This window comes from Selenomonadales bacterium 4137-cl, assembly GCA_032334055.1.
Lineage (GTDB): Bacteria > Bacillota > Negativicutes > Sporomusales > UBA7701 > Anaeroselena > Anaeroselena agilis.
On the sequence record JAUOZS010000001.1, the window covers coordinates 4312757 to 4326366 of the forward strand.

The 13610-nt window shown below is 63.2% G+C and carries 11 protein-coding genes; all 11 read left to right on the top strand.

The annotated features are described in order from the left end of the window. The first annotated feature begins 11 nt into the window (after positions 1-11). On the top strand, positions 12-2084 hold the full coding sequence (locus Q4T40_22090) for a DUF5693 family protein (protein MDT8903932.1): 2073 nt from the start codon (positions 12-14) through the stop codon (positions 2082-2084). After that, the gene (gene csaB / locus Q4T40_22095) at positions 2077-3180 is read left to right on the top strand and encodes a polysaccharide pyruvyl transferase CsaB (protein MDT8903933.1); all 1104 of its coding nucleotides are present in this window, start codon (positions 2077-2079) and stop codon (positions 3178-3180) included. The genes Q4T40_22090 and csaB overlap by 8 nt, the downstream gene beginning before the upstream one ends. 1 nt (position 3181) lies before the next feature. Then, on the top strand, positions 3182-4024 hold the full coding sequence (locus Q4T40_22100) for a YitT family protein (protein MDT8903934.1): 843 nt from the start codon (positions 3182-3184) through the stop codon (positions 4022-4024). Between the two features lie 281 nt (positions 4025-4305). Further along, on the top strand, positions 4306-5139 hold the full coding sequence (locus Q4T40_22105) for a transketolase (protein MDT8903935.1): 834 nt from the start codon (positions 4306-4308) through the stop codon (positions 5137-5139). A gap of 170 nt (positions 5140-5309) precedes the next feature. Beyond that, entirely contained in the window at positions 5310-6245 is a 936-nt protein-coding gene (locus tag Q4T40_22110) for a transketolase family protein (protein ID MDT8903936.1), read from the top strand. 200 nt (positions 6246-6445) lie between these two features. Further along, on the top strand, positions 6446-7189 hold the full coding sequence (locus tag Q4T40_22115) for a site-2 protease family protein (GenBank protein MDT8903937.1): 744 nt from the start codon (positions 6446-6448) through the stop codon (positions 7187-7189). A 399-nt stretch (positions 7190-7588) separates the two neighbouring features. After that, positions 7589-8275, top strand: a complete 687-nt coding sequence (gene ftsE / locus Q4T40_22120; GenBank protein MDT8903938.1) for a cell division ATP-binding protein FtsE — start codon at positions 7589-7591, stop codon at positions 8273-8275. After that, on the top strand, positions 8265-9152 hold the full coding sequence (gene ftsX, locus Q4T40_22125) for a permease-like cell division protein FtsX (protein MDT8903939.1): 888 nt from the start codon (positions 8265-8267) through the stop codon (positions 9150-9152). The genes ftsE and ftsX overlap by 11 nt, the downstream gene beginning before the upstream one ends. 12 nt (positions 9153-9164) lie before the next feature. Further along, entirely contained in the window at positions 9165-10295 is a 1131-nt protein-coding gene (locus tag Q4T40_22130; protein MDT8903940.1) for a peptidoglycan DD-metalloendopeptidase family protein, read from the top strand. Positions 10296-10436: 141 nt separating this feature from the next. Further along, on the top strand, positions 10437-11585 hold the full coding sequence (locus tag Q4T40_22135) for a S41 family peptidase (GenBank protein MDT8903941.1): 1149 nt from the start codon (positions 10437-10439) through the stop codon (positions 11583-11585). Between the two features lie 135 nt (positions 11586-11720). After that, on the top strand, positions 11721-13610 hold the full coding sequence (locus tag Q4T40_22140) for an ABC-F family ATP-binding cassette domain-containing protein (protein MDT8903942.1): 1890 nt from the start codon (positions 11721-11723) through the stop codon (positions 13608-13610).

Here is a 13610-nt window from a genome sequence, read left to right on the forward strand (position 1 = left end):
GTGGGAGAAACTTGACACACTTCAGATACAACCGGTTCCTGGTCGCCCTCATCTTTGCCGGTCTCCTCGCCGCCCTGGCGATCGGCTGGCAGCGTCATACCGTCGAAGTCGGCAACTCCCGGGTCGAAACCGTCATGGACTACGAGGAGGTCGTCGAACTCGCACAGATGGAAGGCGTGCCGGTGCCCGAAATGATGCGCATGCTCAAAGAAGCGGGCCTCACCTCCCTCGCCGTTTACGAAATGACCCTCGAAAAACTGCAGAAAAGCGGCAAACTCACCGTCGTCCCCGGCGCCGAGCTTCTCGCCCATTACCGCTCCGGCGAAATCGACAAGCCGCTCTTCCAGGAAAGTGGCGGCCGCATCGATCCCGCACAGGTATACATATTCGCCGACAGGCAGAACCCCGGCGACCAAAGCTTCTTCGAGGAACTCACCGCCGACCTCTCCCGGCGCCTCGGCGCAGGCCGCGTCCATTCCCTCACCCCGCTCGACAACCGCCTGGCCGTAGCCGTCGACACCAGCTTCGACAAAACCCTCAAATGGAACCTCGGCCTTCCCAGCCATCAGATGCAGGACGCCGCCGACAACGGCTTCGCCATCGTCGCCCGGCCCAGCAACTACACCAAAGTCAAACCCGACGACGTGAGCGCCGTCTTCGCGCGCCTCAGCCCCTTCGCCGCCCACATCAGCGGCCTGATGTTCGTCGGCGAGGAAGCCCTCGGCTTCCCCGACCTCCTGCCGCTCACCGCCCGCCTCATCGCCGAAAGCGGCTACACCCTCTACATGATCGAGCATCCCGTCCAACTTCAGTTCATCAAGCAGGAGGGCCTCACCGCCATCGCCGCCGCGGCCGGCTACCGGGCCGCCCGCGTCTACGTCATCCCCAAAGACGAACAGCCCAGAATCGCCGTCAACACCGCCATCAACCGCTGGGCGCTTTCCGACCGCGAACGCAACATCAGGGTCAACCTGCTGCGCAAATTCGAACGCACCGACCCCGGTCAGAGCCTCACCGAAACCAATCTCCGCTACATCAGCGGCGTCAAAAAGGCCGTCGAAGCCAAAGGCTTCACCCTCGGCCGGGCCGGCGTCTTCCAGCCCTACTTCCCGGCCCCCTGGCTGCTCGCCGTCGTCATCCTCGGCGTCACCGCGGCCGGCGTCCTCTTCCTCACCCTCGTCTGGCCGTTTCCCGTCCGCTGGCAATACATCCTCCTCATCGTCATCGCCCTGGCCCTCGCCATCCCCGTCCTCGCCGGCGGCGGCACCCTGGCCCGCCAGGCCACCGCCCTCGCCGCGGCCGTACTCTTCCCCACCCTCGCCATGACCTGGCAGCTCGACCGCTGGCGGAGCAGTCCGCCCCGGGAAGGCTCAGCGCTCGCGCGCATCCTCGTCGACGGCCTCGGCGGCCTCACCGTCGCCACCCTCATGTCCCTGGCCGGCGGCCTCTACCTCGGCGCCGTCCTCGGCGACATCCGCTTCCTGCTCGAAATCGAAATCTTCCGCGGCGTGAAGCTCACCCTTATCCTGCCGCTCCTCCTTATCACCGTCATCTACATCGTCCGCTACAACCCGTGGGGCGGCGGGCGCATCGACAGCCCGCAGGCCGTCGTCGCCCAGCTCAAACGCGTCCTCGACTACCCCGTCTACGTCAAAACCCTGCTCCTCTTCGCCGCCGGCGCCGGCGCCGCCTGGGTATTCATCGGCCGCTCGGGCCACACCGCCGGCGTGCCCGTCCCCGCCTTCGAAATCAAACTCAGGACCTTCCTCGAACAAACCATGTACGCCCGGCCGCGGGAGAAGGAATTCCTCATCGGCCACCCCGCCTTTCTTGTTGCCGTCCTGGCCCTCTACCGGCAGTGGCCGCGGCTTGCCCACTACGTCCTCATCGTCGCCGCCACCGTGGGGCAGGGCTCGATGGTCGAAACCTTCGCCCACCTGCGCACCCCTGTTTTTATGTCCTTGGTCAGGGGCCTCGACGGGCTTCTGGTAGGAGCCCTCATCGGCATCCTCGCCGTCGTCGCCGTGCAGCTCCTGCACTATCTCTCGTTCTTGCTGGGAAGGAGACTTGCCCCTCATGAGTGAGATCGTCATCTCCGGATACTACGGATTCGGCAACGCCGGCGACGAAGCGATGCTGACAGCCATGATCGAAGCCCTGACCGACGTAAACCCCGCGGTCAGGATCACCGTCATCTCCGGCTGTCCGGCCGACACCCGCCGCCGCCACGGCGTGGCCTCCGTATTTCGCCTCAACTACCCCGAAATCATCCGCATCCTCAGGAAAAGCGACCTGCTCATCAGCGGCGGCGGCAGCCTCCTCCAGGACGTCACCAGCGACCGCAGCCTCTACTACTATCTCAGCATCATGATGCTCGCCGAAAAACTCGGCAAACCCGTCATGCTCTACGCCCAGGGGATCGGCCCGGTACGCGGCGCCATGGCCAAAGGCGCCATGCGCCACATCGGCAACATGGTCGACCTCATCACCGTCCGCGACGAAGGCTCCCGCACCGAACTCAAATCCCTCGGCGTCGACGTGCCGCCCATCCACGTCACCGCCGACCCCGTCCTCGCCCTTCACCAGGTCGACAAGGGCATCGGCCGGGCAATCCTCAAAAAGCGCGACCTCGAAGGCAACGCCCCCCTCATCGGCATATCCGTCCGCGAATGGAAAGACTGGACCTACTACAAAACCACCCTGGCCGAAGCGGCCGACAGGCTGGTAGCCGAATGCGGCGCCCGTCTCGTCTTCCTGCCCATGCAATGGCCCGACGACATGAACATCGCCCGGAGGATCGCCGACCGGATGAAACAGCCGGCCGCCGTTCTCGAGGAAGAATATACCACCAGCGAACTGTTATCACTCGTGGGCAACCTGGACATGCTTATCGGTATCAGGCTTCACGCCCTCATCTTCGCCGCCGTAATGCACGTGCCGCTCATCGGCATCTCCTACGACCCCAAGATCGACCGCTTCCTCGAAACCGTAGGCGATAAGCCGGTAGGCACCCTGCAGAACTTCACCGCCGACGCCCTGCTCGCCAAGGTCCGGGCCCTGTGGCCGGAAATCAGGCACCCCAGCAGAGAGCGCGCCGCGCGGATCGGCGAACTCAGGCAAAAAGCGTTCCGCAACGCCGAACTGGCCATGGCCCTGATCGAGAACCGGAAGCGGGGTTAGCATGCCGAAAGGATTCCGTACTTACGCCGGCATAACGCTCGGCGCGGTCCTTACCGCCGTCGCGCTTAATATGTTCCTCATCCCCAACAAAGTGGCCGCCGGCGGCGTAAGCGGCATGGCCACCGTGCTCCATTACCTCGTCGGCGCCCCCGTCGGCGTCACCATGCTCGCCCTCAACATCCCCCTCTTCCTGGCCAGCATCAAAGTCCTCGGCGCCACATTCGGCGTCCGGACCCTCTACGGCGCCGCCATCCTCGCCGCCGCCATCGACCTCACCGCCCCCTTCACCCCCGTCCTCACCCACGACCTCCTTCTAAGCTCCCTCTACGGCGGCGTCCTCTCCGGCGTCGGCATGGGCATCGTCTTCCGCTTCGGCGGCACCACCGCCGGCACCGACCTCGCCGCCGCCATCATCAACAAAATTACCCGCATCAGCCTCGGCCAGGCCCTCCTGGCCGTAGACTTCTTCGTCATCGCCTCCGCCGGCATCGCCTTCAAAAGCGCCGAACTCTCCCTCTACGCCCTCATCTCCCTGTGGCTCACCAGCCACATCATCGACCTCGTCCAGGAAGGCCCCAGCACCGCCAAAGCCTTTCTCATCGTCAGCGACGCCTCCGAAACCGTCGCCAACCGGATAATGACCGAAATGGGTCGCGGCGTCACCTTCCTCCAGGGCAAAGGCGGCTTCACCCGCCAACCGCGCGAAATCCTCTTCTGCGTCGTCGCCACCAACGAAGTCGTCCGCCTCAAGGAGCTCGTCAACAGCGTCGACCCGGCGGCGTTTGTGATCGTGGCGGACGCCCACGAAGTAATGGGCGAAGGCTTTACCCGTCGGCAGTTATAGGGGGAGGCCGTTTAAACGCCCATCTGCTGCGTTACTCCTCGGTTGCCATCCTCAGCGTACGTTCGTGTACGCTTCCGGTGTCAACCTCCGGTGCGCCTTGCATCTGGACGTTTAAACGACCTCCCGGCAGTTTTGGGAAAACGACGAGCCTACGTAAGACCGCCGACGCAGCGTGTAGCCGCTCCCAGCCGGAAACATAGCCGGCGGGATAAAGCTAAAAACAGCCAAATGCATTTATATAATTTCAGATGATTTAAGTATCGTTCCAGAAGGAGGTACCTATGTCCACGCAGCTCACCCCCGAAATACTCGCCGAACTGGCCAAGCGGGCCACAGCGGTCCGCAAAAACATCATCGAAATGGTCACCGCCGCCAAATCCGGCCACCCCGGCGGCTCGCTGTCCGCGGCCGACATCCTCGTCACCCTCTACTTCGCCGTCATGCGCGTCGATCCTCATGCCCCGGCCGATCCGGAGCGCGACCGCTTCGTCCTCAGCAAAGGCCACGCCGCCCCTGTCCTCTACGCGACGCTGGCCGAGCGCGGCTTCTTTTCCCATAGCGAACTCTGCACCCTCCGCCAGATCGACAGCCGCCTCCAGGGCCACCCCGACATGAAAAGCGTCCCCGGCGTCGACATGTCCACCGGCTCCCTCGGCCAGGGCCTCAGCGCCGCCAACGGCATGGCCCTCGCCGGCCGCGTCGACGGCAAGGACTGGCGCGTATACGCCCTCCTCGGCGACGGCGAACTCGAAGAAGGCCAGATATGGGAAGCCGCCATGCTCGCCGCCCACTACAAACTCGACAACCTCACCGCCTTCGTCGACTACAACGGCCTCCAGATCGACGGCCCGGTCAGCGAAGTCATGTCGCCCCTGCCCATCCCCGAAAAATGGCGGGCCTTCGGCTGGCACGTCCTTGAAATCGACGGCCACGACTACAACGCCATCTACGACGCCATCGAAACGGCAAAAACGGTAAAAGGCAAGCCCACCATGATCGTCGCCAAAACGGTCAAAGGCAAAGGCGTCTGCAGCATGGAAGGCATCGCCGACTGGCACGGTAAAGCCCCTAGCTCAGAGGAGTGCGTAAAGTTCCTGGCAGAACTTTGCGGTTAACAAGGGTCAGGCCGTAAAACGCCCATCTGCGGCGTTGCTCCTCGGTTGCCATCCTCAGCGTACGTTCGAGTACGCTTCCGGTGTCAACCTCCGGTGCGCCTTGCATCTGGACATTTTACGACCAGACCGGCAATCCGAGGATACGTTTTTGAATTGAGGTGTATACATACATGGGAAAAGCAACCCGTGAAGCATATGGAGAGGCTTTAAAAGAACTCGGCGGGCGCTACGAGGACATCATCGTCCTTGACGCCGACCTCTCCAAATCCACCAAAACCAACGTCTTCGCCAAAGCCTACCCCGGCCGGTTCTTCAACGTCGGCATCGCCGAGCAGAACCTCATCGGCACCGCCGCCGGCCTCGCCGCCGCCGGCAAGATCCCCTTCGTCTCCACCTTCGCCATGTTCGCCGCCGGCCGGGCCTACGAGCAGGTACGCAACTCCGTCGGCTACCCCCGGCTCAACGTCAAAATCTGCGCCACCCACGCCGGCCTCACCGTCGGCGAAGACGGCGCCACCCACCAGGCCATCGAAGACATCGGTCTCATGCGGGCCATCCCAGGCATGACCGTCATCGTCCCCGCCGACGCCACCGAGACCCACCAGGCCGTAGCCTGGGCCGCCGAACACAAAGGCCCCGTCTACCTCCGCCTCGGCCGCATGGCCGTCCCCGACGTTTTCGGGGAAAGCTACCGCTTCGCCCCCGGACAGGCCGCCCTCCTCGCCGAAGGCGCCGACCTCACCATCATCGCCTGCGGCGTCATGGTCGCCCCCGCCCGCCGGGCCGCCGACGAGCTCACCCAGTCCGGCCTCAGCGCCCGCGTCCTCAACATGCCCACCATCAAACCCATCGACAGCGCGGCGATCGTCAAAGCCGCCCGCGACACCGGCGCCGTCGTCACCTGCGAAGAGCACTCCGTCATCGGCGGCCTAGGCAGCGCCGTCGCCGAAGTCCTCGGCGAAAATGCCCCCGTACCCATGGAAAGAGTCGGCATCCTCGACACCTTCGGCGAATCGGGCACCCCCGACGCCCTCCTCGCCAAATACAACCTCACCGTCGCCGACATCGTCCGCGCCGCCAAGCGGGTTGTCGAACGCAAACGCTAGTTTCAGGACAAAATATAAAGAGACTTGTTTAAAGCATATACTTTAAGCAAGTCTCTTTTTTTCATTGCTGCGGCCGCAAAACGCCCATCCGCGGCTTCGCTCCTCCGGTGCCCCTTGCATCTTGGCCTTTATCAGCCGCAGCGGCAAATCGGGAGGACGGTCCAGATTTCAAGCGCCCACCCGCGCAGGGAGGTACCGTCATGGCCCTTTGGAAAGTCGTCCATCTCGGCAACAGAATCCTCCGCCGCATCGCCATCTGCGTCGTCATGGCCGTCGCCGCCCTCGGCCTTGGCGAAGCCGCCGCCATGGCCGCCACCATGCTCATCTCCCTCGCCCTCTACGCCCTCGCCTTCGGCTGGAAATTCGCCGTCGGCTTCACCGTCCTCCTCCTCGCCCACGAACTCGGCCACCTCGTAGCCGCCCGCGTCGTCGGGCTGCGATCGTCCACCCCCGTATTCGTCCCCTTCCTCGGCGCCGTCATCAGACTGCGCCAGCCGCCCATCAACGCCAAAATGGAAGCCAACATCGCCGTCGGCGGTCCCGCCGCCGGCACCCTCAGCGCCCTCGTCTGCCTCGTCTTCTACCTCTGGACCGACAGTGCCCTCATGCTCGTCCTCGCCTACACGGCCTGCCTCCTCAACCTCTTCAACCTCATCCCCTGCGCCCCTCTCGACGGCGGCAAAATCGCCGCCGCCATCTCGCCCCGCATGTGGTGGCTCGGCAGTTTCGCCGCCGGGGCGCTGTTTTTTTACACCCGCAACCTCCTCATCCTCTTCATCTTCGCCTTCTCCCTCGCCCAACTGTGGAGAGGGGAGGGGGTCGACCCCGGCGCCCGCTACTACAACCTCGGCCTCGGCCAGCGGATCAAGGTCGCCCTGTGGTACTTCGGCCTGCTGGGGGTCTTAGGAGTGGCTACTGTATACTTAGTTGAGTTGCTACGCTAATTAACTAGCGGCCGTTGATAACCCCTCATCTGCTGCGTTGCTCCTCGGAGCGATTGCTTGCGTACGTTCGAGTACGCGGCGCTGCTCGCTCCTCCGGTGCGCCTTGCATCTAAGGGGTTCTGAACGGCCGTGGCGCATTTCGGGGAACGGACGACGCGCCGGAGAGGGCGGAGAACATAGGCGTACTGCGCCGTAACTCCGGCGCACAGCCTGCGTTCTTCGCCACAGCACCTGGTATTGCCCCTCACCCCCGCCGACAAAAATCGACCGATCGGACAATTTTGCGCAGGAAAGAAGGTTTTTCGCTAAAAAAGTCGAAAAAAAATAAGTTGGATGGACATGACTTGCTAGTCCAAGCCCTGCCTGCAGCACCACTCACACAAAGGGGGAATGGCATCCGTGATTCATATGGCTGGAGTCTCGAAGATATACAGCAACGGCTCTGTTGCCCTCTCCGACATCAACGTCGCCATCGACAAAGGTGACTTCGTTTTTATCGTCGGCCCCAGCGGCGCCGGTAAATCCACCTTCATAAAACTCCTTTTCCGCGAAGAGTTGCCCACCAGCGGCGAACTGAGCGTCAACGGCCGCAACGTCGCCGAACTCGAGCCGGCCGAAGTCCCGTACCTCAGGCGCGGCCTGGGCATCGTCTTTCAGGACTTCCGCCTGCTCCCCAACAAAACCGTCTACGATAACGTCGCCTTCGCCATGGAAGTCATCGAATCGCCGCGGCGCGAAATCCAGAAGAGGGTCCACCACGTCCTCGACCTCGTCGGCCTCCGCCACAAAGCCCGCACCTATCCGGGGCACCTTTCCGGGGGCGAACAGCAGCGCGTCGCCATCGCCCGCGCCATCGTCAACAACCCCACCATCGTCATCGCCGACGAACCCACCGGCAACCTCGACCCCGACACCTCGTGGGAAATCATGAAAATCTTCGAACGCATCAACAAAGCCGGCACCACCATGGTCATGGCCACCCATGACAAAATGGTCGTCGACGCCATGAAAAAACGCGTCATCGCAATCGAGCAGGGCCGCATCGCCCGCGACCAGGAAGGTGGGCAGTACGGCTATGAAAGTTAGGACCTTCGAATACTTCATCCGCGAAGCATTCTCCTCACTTAGGCACAACGGCCTGATGAGCATCGCCTCCGTCAGCACCGTCGCCCTGTCGCTGCTCATCCTCGGCATGTTCCTCATCATGGTCCTCAACCTCAACCACATGGCCTCCACCCTCGAATCCCAGGTCCAGATATCCGTCTACCTCAAGGACAACCTCACCGACCTGGAAACCCGCGAAGTCGGCACCCGCATCACCAAAGTCCCCGGCGTCGTCCAGGTCACCTTCGTCAACAAGGATCAGGCTTTGGCCCGCTTCAAACAGCGCCTCGGCGAGCAGCAGGGCATCCTGGCCGTCCTCGGCGACACCAACCCCCTGCCCAACGCGTTCGAAGTAAAGGTGGACAAGCCCGGCATGGTCAAACCGGTAGCCGAGGCTGTCGCCAAATTCAAAGGCGTCGAAAACGCCCGCTTCGGGCAGGAAATCATCGAACAACTCTTCACCCTCACCAAAATGATCCGTCTCATCGGCCTCGCCTTGATACTCTTCCTGGCGCTCGCCGCCCTCTTCATAATCTCCAACACCATCCGCATCACCGTCTTCGCCCGCCGCAAGGAAATCGGCATCATGAAATACGTCGGCGCCACCGACTCCTTCATTCGCTGGCCCTTCCTCATCGAAGGCATGATCCTCGGCTTCTGCGGCGCGGGCATCGCCGTCTTCCTCCTCATCGAAGCATACACCGTCCTTACCGGGCAGATCTACCAAAAACTCGTCTTCCTGCCCCTCATCCCCAAGTATCCCTTCCTCACCTATGTCAGCGTCTTCATCCTCGCCGCCGGCACCGTCATCGGCGCCCTCGGCAGCACCATATCCCTGAAAAGATTCATGAAGGTATAAAGGAGGTATTCGATGGACAAACGGCGCATTACAGCACTCGCGCTGGCCCTGCTGCTCACGTCGGCCGCCGCGCTGCCCGCCCTCGCCAACGAAATCGAAGACCACCAGCGCCAGTTGCAGGACATCCAGCAGCAAATGCAGCTTCACCAGCAAAAAGCCGCCGAGGCCCAGCAAAAGGTCACCAGCGTCGCCGAACAGCTACGTCTCATCCAGACCGACCTTGACGCCGCCCTTGACGACTACAACGCCATCCAGTCGCGGCGGGCCTACACCGAGCAGCAGATCGTCCTCAACAAAGAGATCCTCGCCAAGGCCGAAAAGAGCCTTGCCGAGCGCACCAAAATCCTCAACAAGCGCATCCGCGACATCTACAAGAACGGCCAGGTCAGCTACCTCGACGTTCTCCTCGGCGCCACCGACTTCCGCGACTTCACCACCCGCGCCGACCTGCTGAAACGCGTCCTCGCCCAGGACGCCGCCCTAATCACCAAAGTGAGGCTCGAGCGCGAACTCGTCACCCGGAAAAAAGCCGAACTCGAACGCGACCGCCTCGCCATCATCGAACTCGAAAAGGTGGCTCTCGCCAAAAAACGCCTCATCGAAGGCCGCCGCAACGAACGCGAGCAGGTCCTCAACTCCGCCGTCAACGAGCGCGACACCGCCGAGCGGGCCTATCAGGAGCTCCAGGAAACCTCCCGCCGCATCGAACAAATGATCCGCAACATCCAATCAGGCGGCCAAGACGCCAGCGGCGCCACCGGCACCCTCATCTGGCCGGCCACCGGCCCCATCACCTCCCCGTTCGGCTGGCGCACCCACCCCATCTTCGGCACCCAGCGCTACCACAGCGGCATCGACATCGGCGCCGACTACGGGGAACCCATCCGCGCGGCCGACGGCGGCGTCGTCATCTACGCCGACTGGATGGGCGGCTACGGCAAAGCCGTCATCATCGACCACGGCGGCAGCATCTCCACCCTCTACGGCCATTCCTCCGAGCTGCTCGTCGGCGAAGGCCAGCGCGTCTACAAAGGCCAGGTCATAGCCCGCGTCGGCTCCACCGGCTACTCCACCGGCCCCCATCTCCACTTCGAAGTACGCCAGAACGGCTCGCCCGTCAGCCCGCTCGGATATTTGCCCTAGGTTGAATAGGCGGGAGAGATTCTACATATAGTTAACAGGAGATTGCTTTAAGTTCAGCTGCGGCGCACCCGCAAGGGGTAGGCCGCCGTTCTGGGCAATCTTGGCCATGAGTACCGTCAACCCCGAATTGAGGTGTAAATATTGCTTAACCGGCGCTTGCTCGCGGGAGCCGTCGCCCTCGTCGCGGCCACCTTCCTGCTGACCGCGGGGACTTTCTATTACCTGCTCCAGTCCTGGACCGGCGACGCCGTCGGCGCCGTCAAACTCTTCCGGGTCATCCAGCAGGTCAAGGCCCGCTACGTCGAAGACGTCCCGGTCGAAACGCTCATGAACGGCGCTATCAAAGGCGCGGTCGGCGCCCTCGGCGACCCCCACTCCGTCTACCTCGACAAACGCATGTACCGCGAATTCCTCATCGAAACCGAAGGCTCCTTCAGCGGCGTCGGCATCGTCATCGGCGTCAAGGACAAGGTCCTCACCGTCGTATCCCCCATCGAAGGCACCCCCGGCGACAAAGCCGGCATCAAAAGCGGCGACCAGATCGTCAAAATCGACGGCCACGACACCAAAGACCTCGCCCTTGACGAAGCGGTCAGCAAAATCCGCGGCCCCGAAGGCACCAAAGTCACCCTCACCATCCGCCGCGGCCAGGACACCAAAGACTACGACCTAACCCGCTCCAACATCCAGCTCAAGACCGTCACCGGCAAAATGCTTCCCGGCAACATCGCCTACATCCGCCTGTCGATGTTCAACGAACAGACCGGCGCCGACTTCGCCCGCAAATACCAGGAACTCGAGCAGCAAGGCATGAAAGCCATCGTCCTCGACCTGCGCGACAACCCCGGCGGCCTCCTCAGCGAAAGCGTCAAAGTCGCCGGCAAACTCGTCCCCAGAGGCCCCATCGTCTCCGTCGTCCAGCGGAACGGCCAGCGCGAAGTCCACTCCTCCTACCTCGACGCCGTCAAATACCCGCTCGCCGTCCTCGTCAACGGCGGCAGCGCCAGCGCCTCCGAAATCGTCGCCGGCGCCGTCCAGGACACCGGCGCGGGCACCCTCGTAGGCGTCAAAACCTACGGCAAAGGCTCCGTCCAGACCATCATGGGCCTCGGCGACAACACCGCCGTCAAACTAACCATCGCCAAATACTACACCCCCAAAGACCGTTCCATCAACGGCATCGGCATCGAGCCCGACGTCAAAGTCGAACCCCCGTCCGACAAAGACACCAGCGGCAAAGACCCCCAGCTCGACAAAGCAGTCGAAATCCTCAAAGCCAAAATCAAATAACAACCCGCCCCCGCCGCATGGCGGGGGCGTTGACATTTACCAGCCCGCCTTTCAATATCGCCGCCAATCGTATATAATTTTAGCAGTGCGGCATATCCCGCCCGCGCAAATCCACCACCGACGGAGCAACAAACAATGGCCTCTCTCCATGCTGACCAACTGAGCAAATCGTTCGGCGTCGACACCATCTTCGACAACATCGGCTTCGAAATACAAAGCGGCGAAAAAGTCGGCCTCATCGGCGCCAACGGCGCCGGCAAAACCACCCTCATGCGCTGCCTCCTCGGCCTCGAGCCCCTCGACAAAGGCCACGTCCGCCTCACCCCCGGCGCCACCGTCGGCTACGTCAGGCAGCAGACCGTCGCCGGCGACGGGACCGTCTACGCATACCTCGAAGACGCCTACACCGACGTCCTCGAATGCCAGCGGCGCTTCCGGGAAACCGAGCGGCGCATGGCGGCCGAAAAGGACGAAACCGAACTCGCCCGCCTCATGAAAGCCTACGCCGTCGACATCGAATACTTCGAGCGGTCCGGCGGCTACCACTACGCCACAGACATCCGCCGCGTCGCCTTCGGCCTCGGCTTCGCCGACGAAGACCTCGCCCGCCCGGTCGCCACCCTCTCCGGCGGCCAGCAGACCCGCCTCAACCTCGCCAAAGCCCTCTGCCGCACGCCTGACTTCCTCTTCCTCGACGAACCCACCAACCACCTCGACATCGCCATGGTCGAATGGCTGGAGGAATTCCTCCAGGGCTACGCCGGCAGCGTCTTCATCATCTCCCACGACCGCTACTTCCTCGACAACACCGTCAGCCGCATCCTCGACCTCCAGGGCGGGCGGCTCGCCGCCTACGCCGGCAACTACAGCCGCTACCTCGAACAAAAAGCCATGAGCGACGCCGCCCTCCTCAGCGCCTACGAAAAACAGCAGCGCCAGATCGCCAAAACCGAGGAATACATCCGCCGCTACAAAGCCGGCATCAAATCCAAGCAGGCCCGCGGCCGCCAGTCCCAGCTCGACCGCCTCGAACGCATCGAACTCATGCGCCGCGATAAAGTGCTCGAATTCGACCTGCCCGCCCCGGCCGAATGCGCCGACCGCGTCGCCGAACTCATCGAAGTCACCGCCGGCTACGGCGACAGGACGGTCTTCGAACGCCAGTCGCTGCTCGTCCGCCGCGGCGAATCCGTCGCCCTCGTCGGCCCCAACGGCGCCGGCAAAACCACCCTCCTCAAGCTCCTCACCGGCGAACTCGACCCCCGCGAAGGGCGGATCAAGAAAGGCAGCCGCGTCCACATCGGCTACTTCGCCCAGCAGCACGAAACCCTCAGCGGCCACGGCACCCTGCTGGACGAAATCGTCCACGGCTTCGGGATGGGGGAGGAGAGGGCCCGCGGCCTTCTCGGCCACTTCCTCTTCTGCGGCGACGACGTCTTCAAACGGATCGGCGACCTCAGCGGCGGCGAAAGAGCCCGCCTCGCCCTCCTTAAACTAATGCTCTCCGGAGCCAACGTCCTCCTCCTCGACGAGCCCACCAACCACCTCGACATCACCGCCAAAGAAGCCGTCGAAACCGCCCTCGCCGTTTTCCCCGGCACCATCGTCGCCGTCTCCCACGACCGCTACTTCCTCGACAAAGTCGCCGACCGCGTCGTCGAACTCGACGACGGCCGCCTCAGCGAATACCTCGGCGACTACAGCTACTACCGCCGGCAGAAGCAGCTTGCCGCCCGCCAGGCCGCCACGACTGCCGCCGCCAGGCCCGCCGCGTCCCGCCCGGCCGCCGCCGCGAAAAAGCGTCCCCCCGACGCCGCCAAAGCCGCCCGCAAGCTCGAAGAAGAAATCGCCGGCCTCGAAGCCGAACTTACCGCTTGCGAAGCGGCCCTCAACGACCCCGCCACCCACGGCGACCCCGAAACCTCCCGCCAGGCCGCCGACCGCTACGCCGCCTGCAAAAACGCCCTCGACGCCAAATACGAAGACTGGCTCGCCCTCACCGACCAAAAGAACGAAGGGAATTGA